Source organism: Bifidobacterium mongoliense DSM 21395, from assembly GCF_000741285.1.
Lineage (GTDB): Bacteria > Actinomycetota > Actinomycetes > Actinomycetales > Bifidobacteriaceae > Bifidobacterium > Bifidobacterium mongoliense.
Window position 1 is genome coordinate 17,096 of the sequence record NZ_JGZE01000026.1, and the last position, 21,459, is coordinate 38,554.

At 64.6% G+C, this 21,459-nt stretch carries 19 protein-coding genes; all 19 read left to right on the top strand.

Features of this window, described 5'->3' with window-relative positions:
- Window positions 1-113 precede the first annotated feature (113 nt).
- Window positions 114-977 carry an aldo/keto reductase gene (locus BMON_RS07845; RefSeq protein WP_033511503.1) on the top strand — a complete coding sequence of 288 codons (864 nt, stop codon included), beginning with the start codon at window positions 114-116 and terminating at the stop codon, window positions 975-977.
- 106 nt (window positions 978-1,083) lie between these two features.
- The gene (locus BMON_RS07850) at window positions 1,084-2,088 is read left to right on the top strand and encodes a purine nucleoside phosphorylase YfiH/LACC1 family protein (protein ID WP_033511505.1); all 1,005 of its coding nucleotides are present in this window, start codon (window positions 1,084-1,086) and stop codon (window positions 2,086-2,088) included.
- 46 nt (window positions 2,089-2,134) lie between these two features.
- A complete protein-coding gene (locus BMON_RS07855) occupies window positions 2,135-2,815 on the top strand; it encodes a pyroglutamyl-peptidase I (RefSeq protein WP_033511507.1) in 681 nt (226 codons plus the stop codon).
- A 248-nt stretch (window positions 2,816-3,063) separates the two neighbouring features.
- A complete protein-coding gene (locus BMON_RS07860; RefSeq protein WP_193345837.1) occupies window positions 3,064-4,716 on the top strand; it encodes a coiled-coil domain-containing protein in 1,653 nt (550 codons plus the stop codon).
- A 220-nt stretch (window positions 4,717-4,936) separates the two neighbouring features.
- Window positions 4,937-6,271, top strand: a complete 1,335-nt coding sequence (locus BMON_RS07865) for a C1 family peptidase (RefSeq protein WP_034885449.1) — start codon at window positions 4,937-4,939, stop codon at window positions 6,269-6,271.
- A 119-nt stretch (window positions 6,272-6,390) separates the two neighbouring features.
- Window positions 6,391-7,530: a 3-deoxy-7-phosphoheptulonate synthase gene (locus BMON_RS07870; protein WP_033511511.1), complete on the top strand. Its 1,140-nt coding sequence runs from the start codon at window positions 6,391-6,393 to the stop codon at window positions 7,528-7,530.
- A 130-nt stretch (window positions 7,531-7,660) separates the two neighbouring features.
- Window positions 7,661-8,932, top strand: coding sequence for a 3-deoxy-7-phosphoheptulonate synthase (locus BMON_RS07875; RefSeq protein ID WP_081883012.1), 1,272 nt, complete (start codon window positions 7,661-7,663; stop codon window positions 8,930-8,932).
- Window positions 8,933-8,949: 17 nt separating this feature from the next.
- Complete coding sequence (gene mtnN / locus BMON_RS07880) at window positions 8,950-9,642, top strand: 5'-methylthioadenosine/S-adenosylhomocysteine nucleosidase (RefSeq protein WP_033511513.1); 693 nt, start codon at window positions 8,950-8,952, stop codon at window positions 9,640-9,642.
- A 12-nt stretch (window positions 9,643-9,654) separates the two neighbouring features.
- Entirely contained in the window at window positions 9,655-10,947 is a 1,293-nt protein-coding gene (locus BMON_RS07885) for a sensor histidine kinase (protein ID WP_051918023.1), read from the top strand.
- Window positions 10,944-11,648, top strand: a complete 705-nt coding sequence (locus tag BMON_RS07890) for a response regulator transcription factor (RefSeq protein ID WP_033511515.1) — start codon at window positions 10,944-10,946, stop codon at window positions 11,646-11,648. Before BMON_RS07885 ends, BMON_RS07890 begins: the two co-directional genes overlap by 4 nt.
- A 216-nt stretch (window positions 11,649-11,864) precedes the next feature.
- Complete coding sequence (gene pstS, locus BMON_RS07895) at window positions 11,865-12,995, top strand: phosphate ABC transporter substrate-binding protein PstS (RefSeq protein ID WP_033511517.1); 1,131 nt, start codon at window positions 11,865-11,867, stop codon at window positions 12,993-12,995.
- A 150-nt stretch (window positions 12,996-13,145) separates the two neighbouring features.
- Window positions 13,146-14,099 (top strand): phosphate ABC transporter permease subunit PstC, encoded by a 954-nt coding sequence (gene pstC / locus BMON_RS07900; protein ID WP_051918024.1) that lies wholly within the window; start codon window positions 13,146-13,148, stop codon window positions 14,097-14,099.
- On the top strand, window positions 14,096-15,088 hold the full coding sequence (gene pstA / locus BMON_RS07905; RefSeq protein ID WP_033511521.1) for a phosphate ABC transporter permease PstA: 993 nt from the start codon (window positions 14,096-14,098) through the stop codon (window positions 15,086-15,088). The genes pstC and pstA overlap by 4 nt, the downstream gene beginning before the upstream one ends.
- A gap of 117 nt (window positions 15,089-15,205) precedes the next feature.
- A complete protein-coding gene (pstB, locus tag BMON_RS07910; RefSeq protein ID WP_033511523.1) occupies window positions 15,206-15,985 on the top strand; it encodes a phosphate ABC transporter ATP-binding protein PstB in 780 nt (259 codons plus the stop codon).
- Window positions 15,986-16,286: 301 nt separating this feature from the next.
- Window positions 16,287-17,681: an NCS2 family permease gene (locus BMON_RS07915; protein WP_033511524.1), complete on the top strand. Its 1,395-nt coding sequence runs from the start codon at window positions 16,287-16,289 to the stop codon at window positions 17,679-17,681.
- A 248-nt stretch (window positions 17,682-17,929) separates the two neighbouring features.
- Complete coding sequence (locus BMON_RS07920) at window positions 17,930-18,319, top strand: VOC family protein (protein WP_033511525.1); 390 nt, start codon at window positions 17,930-17,932, stop codon at window positions 18,317-18,319.
- A 292-nt stretch (window positions 18,320-18,611) separates the two neighbouring features.
- Window positions 18,612-19,913: an L-fucose:H+ symporter permease gene (gene fucP, locus BMON_RS07925; RefSeq protein ID WP_237745386.1), complete on the top strand. Its 1,302-nt coding sequence runs from the start codon at window positions 18,612-18,614 to the stop codon at window positions 19,911-19,913.
- A 386-nt stretch (window positions 19,914-20,299) separates the two neighbouring features.
- A complete protein-coding gene (gene rplJ, locus BMON_RS07930) occupies window positions 20,300-20,821 on the top strand; it encodes a 50S ribosomal protein L10 (RefSeq protein ID WP_033511526.1) in 522 nt (173 codons plus the stop codon).
- 109 nt (window positions 20,822-20,930) lie between these two features.
- Entirely contained in the window at window positions 20,931-21,311 is a 381-nt protein-coding gene (rplL, locus tag BMON_RS07935) for a 50S ribosomal protein L7/L12 (RefSeq protein ID WP_033511528.1), read from the top strand.
- The last annotated feature ends 148 nt before the right edge of the window (window positions 21,312-21,459 follow it).

The window sequence follows — 21,459 nt, forward strand, 5'->3', positions numbered from 1 at the left end:
GCCCATGCCGTTCTTCCCGGTCGCCTACGCCGGGCGCATAGGACGGTCGTATATCATGGGTGCTGCATCTGTGAGACGGAATCGGCTGCGATCATCGACGAAAAGGAGTGCACATGATACTGCATCGTCATCTGGGACCCTACGACACCACGGCGGTGGGTCTGGGCGAGATGCCCCTGACCCTGGAGAACAATCTCGGCGAGGCGACCGGAATCGACACCATTCACGCCGCCCTCGACGCCGGGTGCCGGCACATCGACACCGCGTGGGCCTACTACCAATCGGGTGGCACCGAGCAGGCCGGCGAGCGGCTGGTCCGCAAGGCGCTCGATACGTGGGATGGACCGCATGATGAGGTCACGGTGGCGACCAAGGTCGGCCATTTCCGCAACTTCACCGATGGCGTCCCCACGTGGGACGTCGACGGCCGACCCGAACGGCTCATCCACGACGCCAAACAGTCGGCGCAGGCGTTGGGCGGGCACGCGATCGATCTGCTGTACTTCCACCGTCCGGATCCAAAAGTGCCGTACAACGAGTCGATCGAGGCCATCAAGCAGCTCGTCGACGAGGGTGTGGCGCGGTACGCGGGCATTTCCAACGCTTCGGTCGAACAGATCGACATCGCGCTCGGCATCCTCGGCGACCGTCTCATCGCGGTGCAGAACCAGTTCTCGCCCATCTACCGGCAGAGCGCCGACACCTTGGCCTATACGGCGAAACGAGGATTGTCCTTTGTGTGCTGGAGTCCGCTCGGCGGATACCGCAAAAAGAAGGACGCCCATAAGTTCGATCCATTCCGTGCAGTGGCGCAACGGCGGGGCGTGAGCTACCAGCAGGTGGTGCTGGCATGGGAACTCGCGCAGGGCGATCATGTCTTCGTGATTCCCGGCGCGCATCGTCCCGCCACCATCCTCGACAGTCTGCACGCAGGGGAACTCGAACTCAGCGCCGAGGATCTGGCCGGACTGCGATAGCCCGGCACCTGTTCCGGTGAGTCCGGAGGTTGGTCGTGCGGTGACCTCCGACGGTAGTCATATCCGCACGGTGAGCGTCGCATTCGGCGCGGAAGGACGGTGAGCCATGACCGGGTACGACCAGAATCCCGAAGCAGGGCAGCAGGATCGCGAGATCATCGACAGCAGCGCGATGTCGCCGGTGGATCGGGACGGCAATCCCATCCCCGTGACCATTCCCATCGAGATGGCGCCCGGAGTCAAGGCCATCTACACGACGCGCTTGGGCGGCGTGAGCGAGGGAGGGTTCGCCGACTGCAACCTCGGCGGCAAGGGCGGTGAGGATCCCGAACGGACCCTGCGCAACCGCATGGCCCTGTCGCGTACGGTCGGCGGGGCGCTGTCGATCGTGAGCCAGGTGCATTCCGCGGTGGTCGCCGATATGGACGAGGCGTACGAGCGCAATGCGCCCTTCGGGTGCGATCTGTCGGGTTCGGGGGATGCGCCGGCGTTGGAGGCCGACTCCCAGATCATCTCGAGACCGGGCGTGGCCCTGGGCGTGTTCGCGGCCGACTGCCTGCCCGTCCTGTTCGCCGATACGTGCTCCGGCATGATCGCCGCCGCGCACTGCGGCCGCAAGGGCTTGCAGCGGGGGGTCATCGAGGCCACCGTTGCGGCCATGGTCGCCAAGGGTGCGTCCCCGGTCTCGATCGTGGCCACGCTGGGACCGTGCATCTGCGGCGACTGCTACGAGGTCGGTGGCGCAATCGCCGATGACTTCGATGCGCAGTTCCCGGGGACGTACACGCTCACGCGTTTCTCCGGACCGGGCGTCGACATCGCCGCCGCAGCCCTGCAATGTCTGGGTCGGGCCGGCATTCCACGCGACAACATCATCGACTCGCGCCGGCGGGTGACCGCCGCTACCCAGTATCTGTCGGAGGACGAGGAGCTGGTCGATCTGTGCCGCCGGGATGACGAGGGTGCCCCCCAACTGGCGGAACGTCTCGCCGTGCTGCGGCATCCGTTGTGCACCTTCGAGAATCCGCTGTGGTATTCGCATCGGCGGGCGGTCCAGTCCAACAAGGCCGAGGAGGGACGTCTGCTCGCGCTGGTGATCCGGGAACGCTGATCCGGGACGGCGTCCGACCGAGCCATGGGCGGCTAGACTGAATGCCATGGAACAGATTACCGTCGTCATCTCCGGGTTCGGACCCTATGAGGGGGTCGAGGTCAACCCCGCCCATGAGGTCCCCGAGATCCTCGCCCGTGAGGGGCTCGAGGAACCCGACGTCGCATCGGATATCGACCTCGACGACGTGCGGGTGAGCATTCACGCCGTACCGCTGCCGATCAGCTTCACCAAGGCATGGCCGACGCTGCTTTCGACCATCGAGCAGACCCATCCCCACGTCGTCATCGCCACCGGCCTCAAACGGGCGGCGCGCGGCATGCTCCTCGAGCGGTGCGCCACGAATCTCATGGACGCCGATCGGCCCGACGCCGACAACGTGCTGCCCGACCGCGAACCCATCGACCCGCAGGGTCCGGCGGCGTATTGGACGGGACTGCCCTTGCGCTCGATCATCGGGGAGTTCACCAAACGCGACATCCCCGCATCCCTGAGTTCGGACGCGGGCACCTATGTGTGCAATTCGTTGTTCTACCGGCTGCAGCATTGGGCGACCGGCCAGGACCGCGTCCTCGCCGGATTCGTGAACTTCCCGACGGTGACCAACTCCGCCCACTCGCAGCACGGCCTGTCGCTGCGGCAACAGGTCGCCGCGGGGCGCAGCATCATCCGCCAAAGCATCAGGTATTATCTGCAGCCCGCGTCGAGCGACCTCCTGCGTCCCTGACTCCCGCCGGATCGCCATGACCCGTGACGGTCGCCGCCCGCCCGGGTGATGGCCGTGGTGCGGGCCTACCGCGGTCTTGGTGCGATTCGCTCGTCCGCCGGCGCGGCATGGTGCCGTGCACGTGCGTATTTCGGGGTATCTGTGAGGATTGCGCGAGTCGTGCGCCATAGACCACATGCATGATATACAGTGCAATCGGTTGTGTTATCGAGCGCTGGTTGTGGTGCCTGCGGTGAAAGGAAAACGACATGGTCGAGGGGTTCCCGGTGGTATTGAGGGGCTATGACAAGGACAGGGTTGACGAGGCCTTTGCCCAGTCCCGTGAGACGCTGAATCGTATGCGTGAGCAGGTCAAATCCAGCGACGATACGATCTTGCAGCTGCAGGCGCAGCTCCAGGAGGAGAAGAACAACGCGAAGAAGGCCTCGCAGGGCAATTCCTTCGCGTCCTTGGGCGCCAACGCGCAGCAGATGCTGGCCTCCGCCGAACAGACGAGCGGGGAATTGCTCAGCCGCGCGAAGCAGGATGCCGCCGCCACCCGGGCCAGCGCCCAAGATCAGGCGCAGACGTTGCTGAACAACGCCAAGCTCGACGCCAAACACATCGTCGACGACGCCAGCGCGAAGGCCAAGACGCTGTTGACCAGCGCCCGGAACGAAGCCGATACGGCGTTGACGGCAGCGCGTCAGGAGACCGAACAGCAGCGGTCCTCGACCGCGAAGGCCGTGGCGGAGCAGCGCGACACCGTCGAGATCGAGCTGAGCAACGCCCGTGAAGAGCACAACAAGCGGCTTGCCGCCGAGCGCTCCTCCCAGGAGCGTGAGATCGCCGAGATGAAGGCGCAGACCGCCGAGCAGATCGCCGCACAGCGCAAGGCGGCCAACGAGGAGATCACGAGGCTCAAGAGCGAGGCGAACGACCAGATCGAGAAGGCCTTGGCGGAGGCGAACAAGAAGCTCGCCGATGTACGCGAGCAGGTCGCGCGCATGATGACCGAGGCGAAGCGCCAGGCGGGCGAGATCGTCGATGCCGCCAACGGCAAGGCTCAGGAGATCAAGGACGAGGCCGAGGTCTACCGCACCAAGGCGCGCAGCCAGGTCAACGCCGAATCCGAGCAGATCCGCAAGGACATCACGGCCCAGCAGGATGAGGCGACCGCGAAGGTCAACGCGTTGCTCGACCATCTTGAGCAGCGTCGCAACGAGGCCAAGAAGGAGGCCGAGGAGCTCATCGAACAGGCGAAGACCGTCCGTGAGGAGGCCGACGCCTATGCCGTCAAGAAGCGTCAGGATGCCGACGATCAGGCGGCCCAGGTGATCGCCAAGGCCGGATACGACGCCGATCACCAGCTCGAGCAGCGTCGGCAGGCGGCCCAGAGCGAGCTCGACGGCCTCAACCGGCACATCGCGCAGCTGCAGGACCGGGAGTCGGCCATCACCCAACGCGTCACCGAACTGCGTTCGCTGTTCGCGAACGCCTTCTCGGGCATCAACCTGACCCCCGAGGCGGCATCCTCACACGACGCCGCCGACGTGCCGGTCGTCAATGCTGTGGCTCAGGACCACCCCGATGAATCCGACGCCGATGACGATCGTCACGACGATGGGCATGATGGCGACGATCACGCCGTCGATGACCATCATGACGGCGCCGACGATACCGAGCATGCCGCGGGTCCGGGTCGGTCCGATGACGCCGGTGAGGCCGGCGACGCCTCCGCTGCAACGCCGGTCGACGCGAGCGCGGACGAGGATACCGCCGACGGACTCGCGACATCCGATGGCGGCGACGTACCCGTCTCCCCGGCGCCCGCCGCGCCCGCATCCGATACCGGCGATGACGCGATGCCCGTATCCTTCGCGCCGCAGCAGCATCGCTACGATGACGGTCGCCAGGCCTGAATCCCTCGGATGGGACCCTGTTCGAGGCCCCCGACCCGCAACATGCCGGGTCGGGGGCCTCGTCGTTCCGACATCCATACCCCGTGACTAGACTCGGCAACGACTGTCCCGTGGCGCCGACACCCCAACCGGTGTCGGCGCCACGCCATACCGGGCCGCATCGGCGGTCCATGCCGACGATCGCGTGGCCGTGCCCGCATCGTCATGACGAAGGAGCTGTATGACTGCATTAGCACCGCTGGATGCCCGCACGCTGGGCACGTTGGACGAACACTTCAAGGCGGGCGATGCCCACCGTCTGGCCATGAACGCCGTCACGGCGTCCGGCATCGCCAACGTCGCGCGCAATTACGATCGCTCGCGGCTGCTCCAGCGTCGGTTCTCCGTCACCGTCGACAACGGCGAGGTCACCAACCAGCGCCGCTCCGGGCGTTGCTGGCTGTTCAGCTCGCTCAACGTTGCCCGGTTCGTCGCGAAGCGTTCGCTCAACCTCAAGGAGTTCGAGTTCTCGCAGAACTACGCGATGTACTACGACAAGCTCGAACGCATCAACTACTTCCTGCACGACGTGGCCGGCCTGGTGCGCGCCGGTGAGCCGAACGACTCACGGCTCATGCAGCACCTGCTCGCCGACGCGATGGGCGACGGCGGCCAGTGGACCATGGCCATGAACGTCTACCGCAAGTACGGTGCCGTGCCCAAGGACCTCTTCCCCGAGACCGAATCCTCGAAGAACACCGGTGAGATGAACATCCAGCTGCGCTCGATGCTGCACACCGCCGTGGCGCATATGTACGAAGACGGCGCCGACCTCGAGTCGGTCGTGGCCGAGGCTCTCGAGGCCGGCCATCGCATGCTCACGATCCACTTGGGCGAGCCCCCGAAGAGCTTCGACTGGGAGTGGACCGACAAGGACGACACGTTCCATCGCGTCGGCGAGATCACGCCCGTCGATTTCTGGAAACGCTACGTGGACGCCGGTCTGGAGGATTACGTCTGCCTGGTCGACGACCCGCGGCGTGAACACCCCAAAGGCAAGAAGATCGGCATCGAGCACCTGGCCAACGTCGCCGATGGTCAGGCGACCGAATATCTCAACGTCCCCAACGCCTTCATGAAGGAGTGCGCCCGCGAGATCCTCTCCGAGCAGGGCATTCCGGTCTGGTTCGGTTGCGATTGCCATCCGATGATGGACCGCCAGAACGGTGCGTGGGCCACGGATCTGTTCGAATACGGACGGGTCTACGATGTGGACTTCGATCTCGATAAGGAGCAGCGGGTGCGTTTCGGCGATTCCGCGATGAACCATGCCATGGCCTTCGTCGGCGTGGACGTCGCCGATGACCAGAAAACGACCCGTCGTTGGCGCGTCGAGAACTCGTGGGGCGACGCCGTCGCCGACAAGGGGTATTTCACCATGAGCGACGACTGGTTCACCCAATACGTCTACGAGGTGGCCGTGCCCAAGTCGATGCTGCCGGAGGAGTACCGCAAGGCCCTGGACGAACCGGCCATCATGCTGCCGGCGTGGGATCCGATGGGCGCATTGGCCTGAGGCCGATCGCACCACCGTCCGGCGGAGGCGACTGGACGGTGGTGGGGGATAATACGAGGCGGGGTGTCGATCGGCGAACGATGCGACGCTCCACCGATGAGGACGCAGGGAGTGTGGATATGAGCGAATACCGTGGTCCGAACAGCGCGGAGGATGCCCGCCGCCTCGACACGGGGGCGGTGTTGCCCGAGACCGTGGACGTCAACATCCGTCTGCTCGATCCCATCCCCGCGCCGCGTACCTTCCTGCGTGAGCTGCCGCCGACCGACGCCATGCGCGACGTTGTCCTCGCATTGCGCGAGGCGATACGAGACGTACTGGCGGGGCGGGACGACCGGCTGCTGGTCATCGTCGGCCCGTGCTCGGTGCATGACCCCCGTGCGGCGTTGGAGTACGCGAAGCGCCTCCTCGCCCTCAGGGATGAGCTGGACGATGAGCTGCTCATCGTGATGCGGGTGTATTTCGAGAAGCCGCGCACGACGATCGGCTGGAAGGGTCTGATCAACGACCCCGATCTCGACGGCCACGCCGACATCCGCAAAGGGATGTGGATGGCCCGCAAGATCCTCACCGACATCGTGTCGGCCGGGCTGCCGACCGCGACCGAATGGCTCGACCCCATCACGCCGCAGTATCTGTGCGATCTCATCAGTTGGGGCGCCATCGGGGCCCGCAACACCGAAAGCCAGGTCCACCGCGAGCTGGCCAGCGGCCTGTCGATGCCGGTGGGCTTCAAGAACTCCACCGACGGCTCGGTCAAGGCGGCCGTCGATTCCTGTTACGCCGCGTCCTTCGGGCAGCACTTCCTGTCCATCAATCTGGACGGACGGGTGATTTCGGCGCAGACCACCGGCAACCCCTACTGCCATCTGGTGCTGCGTGGGTCAAGCTCGGGTCCCAATTACGATGCCCATTCCGTCGCCGATGCGCTGGCGTCGTTCCGGCATGCCGGCTTCGATACGCCGGTGACCGGGTTGATCGTCGATGCGGCCCACGGCAACAGCGCCAAGAACGAGGTGCGCGAGGCTGAGGTCGTCGAGGAGATCGCCGACAGATTGGCCGGTGGCGAGCGCGGGATCCTGGGCGTGATGATGGAGAGCTTCCTGTTGGCCGGTCGGCAGGACCCCGCACCGCTGGATGAGCTCGTGTATGGCCGATCCATCACCGATCCTTGCATCGCGTGGCCGCGCACGGAGGCACTGTTGCGCACGCTTGCCGCGGCGGTCACCTCGCGCAGAACGGCCGGTTCCGACCGCTGAATAGCACCGTGTGCGGTCCGTGGTGACGCGGCCTCGGCCCCGACCGTGTCGGTGCCGTTATGAACCTCTGGTTTATCCTTGGGACAGGAACATGGCCAAGGAGCAGATGATGCAGGATCGCAGACCTATGATGCATGACGTTCGCCGTCGCGAGGACGTGGGGCCCGCAGGCCATCCTTCGCCGGATGAGGTGCCGCTCAACACCCCCGAGGACATCAGGGCGATCCACGACGCGGTGAACAGCGGCCGCAATCCGCTCACCGACATGGGCATCCCCCGATGGGAGGATGAGGTGGGTGTCAACCGCATCATCAACCGGCGCGTGCTGGAACTCGAGCCGCTGCCGACCCCCGCCCAGGTGCTGGCCGATCTGCCGATGTCCCGGCGTGCCCAGGATCTGGTGGCCTCGTCGCGCGACGATATCCGCGCGTGCCTCCACGGCGAGGACGATCGCCTGCTGGTCATCGTCGGGCCGTGTTCGGTGCACGACCCGAACGCGGCGTTGGATTACGCGAGTCGCCTGGCGCAACTCAAGGACGAGTTGGATGGCGAGTTGCTCATCGTGATGCGGGTGTATTTCGAAAAGCCGCGCACCACGATCGGTTGGAAGGGCCTGATCAACGACCCCGACATCGACGGCAGCCACCGGATTCGCAAGGGTCTGTTGGTCGCCCGACGGACGCTGCTGGGGGTGCTGGAGGCGGGGCTGCCCGCCGCGACCGAATTCCTCGAGCCCACATCCCCCCAGTACATCGCGGATGCGGTGAGTTGGGGCGCCATCGGGGCCAGGAACACCGAATCGCAGATCCACCGGCAGCTGGCCAGCGGCCTGTCCATGCCCGTGGGTTTCAAGAACGCCACCGACGGCTCGGTCAAACCCGCGGTCAACGGTTGTTTCGCCGCGGCGCAGCACCACACGTTCTTCGGCATCGATCATCTGGGCCGCGCCTGCGCGGTGGAGACCTTGGGCAATCCCGATTGCCATGTCGTGCTCCGCGGATCGATCCACGGGCCGAACTACGACGCGGAATCGGTGTGCCAGGCCATGGGCGAAGTGCGCGAGGAGATGCCCGACGAGTCCGCCGCGGCGCATGGCCTGGTCATCGACTGCTCGCACGGCAACAGCGGCAAGGACGAGCATCGTCAGGCCGGCGTCGTCGAGGATCTGGCCCGGCGCATCGCCTCGGGTGAGCCCGACATCACCGGGTTGATGATGGAGAGCTTCATCGAAGGCGGCAATCAGCCCGCCGCGCCGTTGGCGCAGCTCGTGTACGGCAAATCGATCACCGACCGCTGCATATCCTGGCCGGATACCGCCGCGTTGCTGCGCACCCTGGCCGGTGCCGTGGCTGTGCGGCGCCGGCATGAGGCCGGGTCGCCATCCGAAAGGGCCACATCGTGACGGGAAAGGACACATCTATGCGAACCGTAGCCGTGATCGGCGCATTGGACGAGGAGGTCGCCGGCATCGCATCCGCGCTGCATGGCGTGGAGCATCGTGACGAGGCAGGGCTGGATATCGTGCACGGTGCGCTGGCCACGAGGCAAGGGCCGGACATCGCCGTGGCGGCCACCGTCGGGGGCATGGGGCTGGTCAATGCCGCCGCGACCACGCAGCATCTCATCGACGCCTTCCACCCCGAGGCCGTGATCTTCTCCGGCATCGCCGGAAGCCTCAACCCTGCGCTGCATATCAACGACGTCGTGCTCGGCGGCACCCTGCGTTATCTGGACAGCGACATGCGACTCATCGCACAGTGGAAGCCCGGGACCGAGGAGTTCCACAGCGATCCGCATCTGCTGGATCTGGCCGATGCCACGCTCAACGACCTGGACGTCATCCACATCGTGGGCATCATCGCCTCGGGCAACACCTTCGTCGACACCCCCGAGCGCATCGACCAGGTCAAACGCCAGACAGGCGCCGACGCCGTGGAGATGGAGGGCGCCGCCGTGGCCCACGTTGCCGCCCGCAACGACGTCCCGGCGCTGGTGATCCGGGCGCTGAGCGACAACGCGGACACCGAATACGAGGTGTTCAAGGAGTTCGACATCTCCGCGTACGCCGATACGGCGGCCCGGATCACCCTCGGCATCGTCGAGCGGATGTAGACGGTCGTGGACATGTGGTGGCGATACGCACTATCGATCGGTGTGTTCCTCGCCGTGGTCCTCACCATCGCCGTTCGGGTCGGGCTGGTGTTGGGCAGGCGTTCGGCGCGTGAACACGGCGGGTCGCCGGCCGCACGGGCCGGCGTCCTCGTTGGCGAAGGCTGGTCGGATGACGCCGAGCGCCGTCTGATCGCCCTCATGCCGTACGCGATGCTGGTACTCACCGGACAGGGGCTGGTGCGCTATCAGAGCCCCGACGCCCGCGATCTGGGCATCGTCGAGAACGATCGACTGACCGATCCCGGCATCGAGGCCGTCCTGCGCCGGGTCGTCGCCGACGAGCGTGTCCGCGAGCTTGAGATCCACGTCAGGCAGTCGTCCCCGCGCTCTGTGGACGGCGGCGGCGAGGGGCAGGACCAGGATGTCGACGGCGAATACCTGCGGGTGCGCGCCGGTGCCGTCGGACCGAATCTGTACGCCGTGTTCCTCAGCGACATCACCGAACAGCGCCGATTCGCCTCGATGCGCCGTGACTTCGTCACCAACGTGTCCCACGAACTCAAAACCCCCGCCGGCGCGATCTCCCTCTTGGCCGAGACGATCTCCGACGCGTCGGACGACGCCACGGCCGTGCGGTACTTCGCGCAGCGCATCATCAAGGAATCCCAACGCCTGACCCAACTCGTGCATCGGCTCATCGACCTGCAGCGGGTCCAGGACCCGCAGGTCGTGAGGAATCCGGAGGTGCTGGACGTGGTGGCGCTCGCCCGCGACGCCATCGGCATGAACCTCACCCTGGCGCAGACGGGAGGGGTGGGTCTGCTGCTGGACCTGGAAGGCCGCCGCATCGCCGACGGGGACGTGGTGGCGCACGGGCCGTCGGTCCGCGCCGACCGCACGTCGCTGACCACCGCCCTGAAGAACCTCATCGAAAACGCGATCCGCTATTCGCCCGACCGCACCGCCGTGACGATCGACGTGCGGTCGCGGGGCGAACGGGCGCTGATCCGTGTCATCGACCGGGGCGAGGGCATTCCCAAGGAGGCGTTGGGGCGCATCTTCGAGCGCTTCTACCGCGTCGATGAGGCCCGTTCCCGCGCGACGGGCGGCTCGGGGCTCGGGTTGGCGATCGCCAAGCACGGCGTGGAGGAATGCGGCGGCACCCTGAGTGTATGGTCCCACGAGGGATTGGGGTCCACGTTTACCGTCAGTCTTCCCCTCGTCGCCGGTGATGACCGGCAGGGGGCCGATGCGGTCGGCGGCGGACCCGCCACTGCGATACAGGAGGAAGGACATCGATCATGACCAGACTGCTCATCGTCGAGGACGAGGAGTCCTACCGGGAGCCCTTGGTCTATCAACTCACCCGCGAAGGCTACGCCGTGAGCGCCGCGGCGACGGGGGAGGAGGCCTGGGAGATCTTCACCCGGGGCGGCATCGATCTGGTGCTGCTCGACGTGATGCTGCCGGGCATCGGCGGCATCGAACTGTGCCGTCGCATGCGTGAACAGAGCCGGTTGCCCATCATCATGGTGACGGCGAAAAGCACCGAGATCGACACGGTCGTGGGACTGGAGATCGGCGCCGACGATTACGTGACCAAGCCGTACTCCTTCCGCGAACTGCTCGCCCGGATCCGGGCGGTGTTGCGGCGCAATCCCGGTGCCGAGTCGCGCGATGCCGGCGACACGCACGAGGATCCGCTGCTGCGGTGCGGCGAGGTCATCATGAACGTCGCCGAACACGAAGTGAGCGTGAGGGGCGAGCAGGTGTTCTTCCCCCTCAAGGAGTTCGAACTGCTCGAATACCTGCTGCGCAACAAGGGCCGGGTGATGACCCGGCACCAGCTTATTAATCATGTGTGGGGTTCCGATTACGTGGGTGACACCAAGACCCTGGACGTCCATGTCAAACGGCTGCGCGCCAAGATCGAAGCCGATGCGGCGGTGCACCGGTATCTCACGACGGTGCGTGGGTTGGGTTACAAGATCGACGACCCGCGCTGACGAGCCGCTACCCTCGACTGTGTGCCAGGGGTGACATGCTGCGGTTGCGCAGAATTCATCTGCTGTTCATCCTGCGTCGGGAGTGGCCCTGCGCCGCTGCCTTAGGCTGGAGATGTCATGAACACCATGCGCCTCGGATCATCGGGGCCATCGATTGCGGCTCCGCCGTGGTGCACGACGACAGCAGTCGTCCGAATGATAAGAGGATAGGACAATATGCGTAAGAATACGCTCATCCGTTCCATCGCCGCAGTGTGCGGCATCACCATGCTGGCCGGCTTCGCGGCGTGCGGCGACAACACCGCGGCCACGAACGGCTCCGATGCCGGCGCGACGCAGAAGGGCGCCGCCAAGATCTCCGGCGAGTTCCAGGGCGCCGGCGCCAGTTCCCAGCAGACCGCCGTCGAGGCGTGGATCGCGAGCTACACCCAGCAGAACCCCGACGCCAAGATCTCCTACAACCCCACCGGCTCCGGCGCGGGCGTGACCACCTTCCTGACCGGTGCCACGGCATGGGCCGGGTCCGACGCATCGCTGAGCGCCGACGAGGTCAAGCAGTCCGCGAGCGTGTGCGCGTCGGGCAACGCCTTCGACGTGCCCGTCTACATCTCGCCGATCGCTATCGTGTTCAACCTCAAGGGGGTCTCCGGCAAGGACAAGCACGTGAACATGGACGGTTCGACCATCGCCAAGATCTTCGACGGCAAGATCACGAAGTGGAACGATCCGGCCATCGCCGAGCAGAACCCGAAGGCGACCCTGCCCGACACGCCCATCACGGTCGTGCACCGCTCCGACAAGTCCGGTACGACCAAGAACTTCCTGAGCTACGTCAAGGACGTCGCCGGTTCCGACTGGAACTACGAGGTCGGTGAGAACTGGCCCAACCAGATCGGTCAGGGCGGCAAGGGCACCGACGGCGTGATCAACACCGTGTCCCAGGCCGACGGCACCATCGGCTACGCCGACGCCTCCAAGGCCGGCGAGCTCGGCACCGTCGCCGTCAAGGTCGGTGAGGACTACGTGCCGTATTCGGCCGAAGCCGCGGCCAAGGTCGTGGACGCCTCGCCGGTCGACGCCGACGCCACGGGTGAGAACCGCGTGGTCATCGCCCTCAACCACAAGATCGACAGCGGCAACGCTTACCCGGTCGTGCTGGTCTCCTACGACGTGGCCTGCCCCGCCTACAAGGACGCCAAAACCGGTGAGTTCGTGAAGTCCTGGCTGAATTATGTGGTCAGCAAGGAGGGTCAGCAGACCGCCGCCGACGCCTCTGGTTCCGCTCCGATGAGCGACAGCCTTCGTCAGAAGGTCGTCAAGTCCATCGAGGCCATCAAGACCAAGTAGTCGCCCACCATCCCGCTTCGCCGTCAAGGGGAGCGGGCGGCCACCAGGATGGCGTTGCGACTGTGTCCAAAGAGTAAACTCGGGACCGGAAGCGGTGCGCACGGGATGCCCGTGCCCTGGTGGTCGAGGTCGTCAGCGGTAAGGAGAACCGTGAGTTTGCACAGTACAGCTACTGAGTCCCGTGGAGCGGACCGGCGAGGTGACGCGATATTCAAGGGCGTGGCCTACGGTTGCGGAATCCTCATCCTTATCGTGCTCGCCGCCGTGACCCTGTTTCTGCTGTTCCGGGCCTGGCCGCTCATCGGCGGCGACGGCAAGGCCAACGCGGCCACCGTCGAATCCTTCACCGGTGGCTTGGCCCATAACTTCTGGCAATACGTCGGCCCGCTCGTCTTCGGCACGGTGCTGGTGGCGGCCCTCGCCCTCGGCATCGCCTTCTTCATCGCCGTCGGGATCGCCCTGTTCATCTCCCACTATGCGCCCCGGCGTCTCGCCGCCGTGCTCAACTACATCGTCGATCTGCTGGCGGCCATCCCCTCGGTGATCTACGGCCTCTGGGGTGGTCTGGTACTGGTTCCCGCCATCCACCCGTTCTGGGATTGGGTGGCCCGATACTTCGGGTGGATTCCGATCTTCTCCGGTCCGGCGGCGAATCCGTCCCGTACCGTGGCCACGGTGGCGGTCGTGCTCGCCGTCATGATTCTGCCGATCATCACCTCTATGTCGCGCGACATCTTCGTGCAGACACCGAGGCTCCAGGAGGAGGCCGCCCTGGCCCTGGGCGCCACCAAGTGGGAGATGATCAAGCTCGCGGTCCTGCCGTTCGGCCGTTCAGGCATCGTCTCGGCCTCCATGCTGGGACTCGGTCGTGCGCTCGGTGAGACCATGGCCGTGCTCATGATCCTGTCGCCTGGGCTGCGGTACTCGTTCAAGCTGCTGCAGGCCTCGCAGAGCCAGACGATCGCCGCCAACATCGCGGCGCAGTATCCCGAGGCGAACAACCTCGGTGTCTCCACGCTCATCGGCACCGGTCTGGTGCTGTTCCTGATCACGTTCCTCGTCAATTTTCTGGCCCGTAAGATTACCAGAAAGATAGGTGCATGATGGCTTCTTCGTCGGATTCCCCCATGGACGGGGCGCCGGTCATCGATTTCGACCGCTTTGTACCCACCCGGTCGGCCATCGCGGCGCGCAAACGCAAGGACCTGCTCATGCGCGTCCTGGTGGCGGCGGCGTTCGTCATCGCGCTCGTGCCGCTCGTGTCGGTTCTGTGGACCACGATTGCGAGCGGCGTGCGACGGCTCAACCTCAACTTCCTGTCCTATAACATGTCGGGTGTGATCGGCGGTCGCCCCACGCCCTCGGGCGGCTACGGCGGCATCCTCCACGCGGTGATCGGCACCCTCGAGATCACCTTGGGCGCGGTGGCCATCTCGGTCCCCATCGGCATCATGTGCGCCGTGTATCTCGTCGAGTACGCCCATGGCGGCCCCCTGTCCCGGATCATCGCGATCCTCGTGGACGTCATGAGTGGCATCCCCTCGATCGTGGCGGGCCTCTTCGCGTTCTCCATGTTCAGCATCGTCTTCGGGCCGGGCACCATCAACGGCATCTCCGGTTCGGTCGCCCTCTCCCTGCTCATGCTGCCCACCGTGGTGAAATCGAGCGAGGAGATGCTCAAGATCGTCCCGGACGATCTGCGCGAGGCCTCGCTCGCGCTGGGTGTGACGAAACAACGGACCATCACCAAGATCGTCCTGCGCACTTCACTGCCGGGCATCGTCTCCGGCGTCATCCTGGCCATCGCCCGCGTGATCGGCGAGACGGCGCCTCTGCTCATGACGGCCGGTTACATCGCCACGACGAACTTCAATCTGTTCTCCGGACAGATGACGACGCTGCCCGTCTATGTCTATCAGGAGTACAGCAAGCTGTCGGTCACCTGCCCCGCGTCGGCGGGCGCCGACTGCATCACCTCGATACCGATGCAACGGTCCTGGGCCGCGGCGCTTACGCTCATCATCCTGGTGCTCATCCTCAACCTCGTCGGGCGACTCGTGGCACGGGTGTTCGCCGTGAAGACGGAGCGGTGAGCGGCATATGAGCGACCGAGCCGCGGCGTCGATGGCACCCATCACCAGGGACCGGTACCGTTCCCACACCATCCATCAACTTGAACACACGATCTGAAGGGAACCGAAGACCATATCATGGGACAACGCATCGATGTGAACCATCTCAACATCTACTACAGTGATTTTCTCGCCGTGGAGGATGTCAACATCGCCATACAACCCAATAAGGTGACCGCCTTCATCGGTCCTTCCGGTTGCGGCAAATCGACCGTGCTGCGCACCCTGGATCGTATGCACGAGATCATCCCCGGCGCCCACGTCAAGGGCGAGGTACTGCTCGAGGGCCGCGACCTGTACGCGAAGGGCGTCGATCCGGTCGCCGTGCGGCGAGACATTGGCATGGTCTTCCAGCGCGCGAACCCGTTCCCGACCATGTCGATCAGGGAGAATGTCCTGGCAGGCATCCGGCTCAACAACCGGCGCATCGCCAAAAGCGACGCCGACGATCTGGTCGAATGGGCGCTGCGTGGCGCCAATCTGTGGAACGAGGTCAAGGACCGCCTCGACAATCCCGGCATCGGACTCTCCGGCGGGCAGCAGCAGCGTCTGTGCATCGCCAGAGCCGTGGCCGTCCACCCCCAGGTGCTGCTCATGGACGAGCCCTGCTCCGCGCTGGACCCGATCTCGACCCTCGCCGTCGAGGACCTCATCAACGAGCTCAAGCACGACTACACGATCGTCATCGTGACGCACAACATGCAGCAGGCCGCCCGCATCGCCGATTACACCGGGTTCTTCAACCTCAAGGCCGTGGGCCAGCCCGGGCACCTCGAGTATTTCGCCGACACCACCACGATGTTCAACAACCCCCAGAACGAGGAGGCCGAGCGCTACATCTCCGGTCGCTTCGGCTGATTCCCGACAGCTCCACGAGCCCCGCCACCGCTTCGGACCATCGCCATGCGAGCCGTTGCGGTGACGGGGCTCGTCGCGTTGGAACGGTGCACATCGCGGTGCCTCCCATACGACGACCGGCCCGCATCTCGGTGCCGAGCGGTGGCATCCGGCGGCGGGTCGAAGGGCGCAGCGGCCCCATGTGAGCATGACATCTTCATGACGCATACCGGTGCTATGGTCGCTCTTGTCCGCTTGCGGACGAGTCGCAGTAACCTCGGCACGAGGCAATCGTGCACAAACCAAGGAGAGAAAAGAAGGAATGGAACATTTTTTCCATTTGAAGGAGAACGGCACCAGCGTACCCACTGAGATCGCCGCCGGACTGACCACATTCTTCGCGATGTCCTACATCATCGTCGTCAACCCCCAGATCCTGAGCCAGACCGGCATGCCGTGGGGTGGCGTCTTCCTCGCCACGATCATCGCCGCCGTCATCGGCACTTTGGTCATGGGTCTGTTCGCCAACGTGCCCTACGCGCAGGCCGCCGGCATGGGCCTCAATGCGTTCTTCACCTACACCGTCTGTTTCGGGCTGGGCTTCCCCTGGCAGCAGACGCTGTGCATGGTGTTCCTGTGCGGCCTGATCAACATCATCATCACGGTCACCAAAATCCGTAAGATGATCATCACCGCCATTCCGCCGGTCCTGCAACACGCCATCGGCGGCGGCATCGGCCTGTTCGTCGCCTACGTCGGCATGCTCAACGTGGGTCTCATCACCTTCACTCCGAAGGACACCAAGGCCGCGGGCAAGGGCCTGCCGACCGAGGCCGTCCCCGGGCTGGCCGTGCTCGACAAGCCCGTGCTGTGGGTCTTCCTCATCGGCCTGCTGCTCGCCATCGTCTTCACCCTGCTCAACGTCAAGGCCGGTCTGCTGCTGACCATCGTCATCACGGCCCTCATCGGCATCCCGCTCGGCGTGACCACGATGTCCAACTCCGTCTCGATCGGCCAGACCTTCTCGCAGCTGCCCACCACCATGGGCGCCATCTTCACCGCGAAGGGCTTCCCGGCGCTGTTCTCCGACGTCTCGCGCCTCCCGATCGTGCTGGTGACGATCTTCGCGTTCTCGATGTCCGACACCTTTGACACCATCGGCACCTTCATCGGCACCGGTCGGCGCACCGGCATCTTCTCCAAGAAGGATGAAGAGGACATGGCCAACGGCTCCGGCTTCAGCTCCAAGATGGACCGCGCCCTGTTCGCCGACTCCATCGCCACGTCGATCGGCGCCATCTTCGGCACCTCGAACACCACCACCTACGTCGAGTCCGCAGCGGGCATCGGCGCGGGCGGCCGTACCGGACTGACCTCCGTGGTCGTTTCCATCTGCTTCATCCTGTCGATCTTCTTCGCCCCGATCATCTCCGCGGTTCCCGCCGCGGCGACCGCCGGCGTGCTCGTCGTCGTCGGATGCATGATGGCCGCGAGCCTCAAGGAAGTCAACTGGAACGAGATCACCGAGGCGATTCCCGCGTTCTTCGCCGCCGTGTTCATGGCGTTCTCCTACTCCATCTCCTACGGCATCGCGACCGGTTTCATCGCGTACTGCCTGGTGATGGCGTGCAAGAAGAAGGCCAACAAGGTGCACCCCATCGTGTGGGTCGTCGCCGTGCTGTTCGCGATCGATTTCGCCCTGCAGGCGGTGCTCTGACCTTCGTGTCCGCCCACGGGTGCCCTCACTCGTCATCGTTCGACTCGGCGGTGGCGCGGGGAGTGGTGCCCCAGTGAACACATGGGTGTTCGTCATGCCCCCGACGCTTGCCGCCGGGGGCATGACGCGTTCTCGGGGTTCGTGTTGGTCGAGCCCCGCGCCCATACTGGAGGGGAGAAGGTTTCGGTCTCGTCCCCGCGCCCGGCGGTGGTCTGAGCGACGTTACACGCAGGACCAAGAAGGTTAGCATGGCGATCGCATCGTATATCAACGGCATCCAGCACGTCGGGATTCCCACCACGGATCTGGAGGGAACGATCGACTACTACCGTCGCCTGGGCTTCGAGGTCGCGGGCATCTTCCCCAACGGGGAGAGCAGGTGTGCCTTCCTGAGGTTCGGCAATCTCACGCTTGAGGTGTGGACGGTCGACAAGGCCGCCGGCGTCACCGGTGCGGTCAATCACTTCGCACTCGACATCACCGACATCGAGCAGGCGTTCGCGGAGGCCCAGCAACTCGGCCTGGACTTCGTCGAGGGCTCCATCCAGTACATACCGACGTTCTGGAAGAAGGGCATCCGGTACTTCAACGTCCTGGGCCCCAACCACGAGACCATCGAGTTCTGCCAGATCCTCTGATTCAATACGGACGGCGGATCGTCCCCGTCGGATCCACGGCCGGTGGCAGGCGTAACGGGTCGCTGCAGCCCCGGGGCCCGTCCCTGACTGTGACACTCCCGGTGTCGATCTCCCGTTCGATCGGTGCCCCTAATCTTCGTCACCATATGCTTCACCTCAATCACCACATCATTCACGACACCATCCCTGGGGCAGCCCGGCGGACCGCGTCACGTTCGTAAAGGAGCGACATCATGAGCGCATCACACACCGCATGGAAGGAGCAGTCGGATGGATATCTCGACCGCACCCCATGCTGCAATTCGTGCTCGTTTCCATTCTCTTCGCCATGTGGGCCATCTCATCGAGCCTCAATGACATCCTGATCACCCAGTTCAAGGCGGTCTTCCAGCTGAGCGATCTGGCCACGGCCTTTGTGCAGAGCGCATTCTATGGCGGGTATTTCGTCATCGCCATCCCCGCTTCCCTGTTCATCAAGAAGTCGAGCTACAAGATGGGCATCGTCGCCGGCCTGGCGTTGTTCGCCGTCGGATGCTTCCTCTTCTTCCCCGCCTCGACCCTGGCCACCTATTCGATGTTCCTCTTCGCGATTTTCGTCGAGGCCATCGGACTGAGCTTCCTGGAGACCTCCTCCGAGACCTTCACCACGCTGATGGGCCCGAAGCGTCTCGCCACCGTGCGGTTGAACATCTCGCAGACCATGAACGCCGTCGGTCTGATCGTCGGCATCCTGCTGGGCAAATACTTCGTCTTCCAGAACTCGAATCTCAAGACCGAGATGGAGAAGATGTCGCCTGAGCAGGCCCGTCTGCACGGCGTCGAACAGCTCTCGCGCACCTTGGTGCCTTATCGCTATCTGCTCATCGTGCTGGTCGTCCTTATCCTCGCCTTCGCCGTGACCCGGTTCCCCTCCGGCCGTGCCCGGACCGCGACCGGCAGCGTCAAGTCGGCCTCGCTGGGTGAGACGTTGGGGTATCTCGTGCGCAACCGCCGGTATCTCAAGGGCATCGGCGCACAGTTCGTTTACATTGGTGCGCAGACTGGTATCTGGTCGTTCACCATGCGTTTGGCGCTGACGATGTTCCCACACTACACCGATAGGGACGCCTCCGACTTCATGCTCTGGAGCTACGCGGTCTTCTTCGTCGGTCGTTTCCTGGGCAGCTATCTGCTTTCCAGGTTCCGCGAGACGCGGGTGCTCACCGTATATATGGGTCTCGCGGTCGTCGTGCTTATCGGCACGATCGCCCTGTACAGCGTCGCGGCGGTGTGGATGGCCGTTATCGTGAGCCTCTTCCTCGGACCGGGCTGGCCCACCATCTATTCCCGTACGCTCGAAACGGTGGGGGACCGCCGGTACACCGAAACCGCCGGTGCCGTCATCGTCATGTCCATCGTGGGCGGTGCGGTGCTCCCGGCATTGCAGGGCGCGCTGTCCGACGCCATGGGGATGCAGTTCTCGTTCATCCTGCCGGCAATCGAGCTGTGCATCGTGGCCGTGTATTTCGTCTCCGAAATGCGTTACGACCGTTTGACCCCGAAGCAGATGAAGGAGCTGTCCACCACGGAGGGCGCCGAGTCCGCCCAGGCCTGACGCCAGACCGGTTCCCTTGCGCCCTGCGGCGCCGAGTCGATTGTTCGGCCCGGCGCCGCACGTCGTTTCGGACGGTGGGATGTTGTGCACAGCACGGCATGTCATTCGTCCCGGGGGGGCTTCGGCCCAACACCGCGTGAGTCCGGCGTGTCGGATGCGGGGACGTCCACCCACCTGCGTATGCTTCTTGACTTGTACACCACAGACCGTTGGTTGGAGGCGCAAGTCTCCCGAAGTTTGGTTCGCCAAGCCAGCGCAGGTAAGGGAACGCCCGTGAGGGAAGGCTGCATGCGGCCGACAGATGCTCTGCCTGTGTTGCAGGGCTTTTTTCATGCCCGGCGAGGGGAGCCGGCTTCACGTCAATGGTCGACTTAGGAAGGAACGCCATGAAAAGGCCCGAAAAGGAAGCGGTGATCGCCGCGCTTACGGAGCAGTTCCGTAACGCCGACGCGATTTACCTGACCGAGTACCGCGGGCTTACCGTTCCGCAGATCTCCGATCTGCGTGAAAAGCTAGGCCGCGATACTTCCTATGCCGTGGCTAAGAACACGTTGGCTCGCATCGCCGCCAATGAGGCCGGGGTCGAGGGGCTTGATGCCACTCTCGCCGGTCCCACCGCCATCACCTTCGTCAAGGGTGATTACGTTGAGGCTGCGAAGACGCTGCGTGACTTCGCCAAGACAAACAAGGCCCTCGTCCTCAAGGCCGGTTTCGCCGATGGAACCGTCTACGACGCCGAGGGTGTGCAGAAGCTTGCGGATCTGGAATCCCGCGAGGTCCTGCTCTCCAAGATGGCTGGCGCGCTCAAGGGCACGATGGCCAAGGCCGCTTATGCCTTCGTTGCACTGCCCACCAAGGTCGTGCGTACGATCGACGCCCTGCGCGACAAGCAGGACAAGGCCGCCTGATTGCCTGAGGCCCATGCCGCGGACGATTTGCCGATTAACCACAACCCAAAGATTTGGCGATGAGACGGTTACCCCCGCTCGTCATCGCCCATAAAGAAAGGAAGCCATTATGGCTAAGCTCTCCAAAGAGGAGCTCCTCGACTCGTTCAAGGAAATGACCCTGGTCGAACTCTCCGATTTCGTGAAGGCGTTCGAGGATGAATTCGACGTCGAGGCCGCCGCTCCGGTCGCCGCCGTTGCCGCCGCCCCCGGTGCCGCCGCTCCGGCCGAAGAAGAGAAGGATGAGTTCGACGTCATCCTCGCTTCCGTTGGCGACAAGAAGATCCAGGTCATCAAGGCCGTCCGCGCCATCACCTCCCTCGGCCTGGCCGATGCGAAGGGTCTCGTGGATAGCGCCCCCAAGGCCGTCCTGGAGAAGGCCAAGAAGGACGACGCCGAGAAGGCCAAGTCCCAGCTCGAAGAGGCAGGCGCCACCGTCGAACTCAAGTAGTTCGTCGGTCCGTGCGCGTGACGCACGGGCTTCGTTTCTCGTGATGCCCCGGCATCCCATCGAACCCACGATATGTGGTCGTTCATGCGGATGGCGGGGTTTCGCATATTCGGATAGGTCGGGCGTTGCCCGTGGGGGTTACACTGTG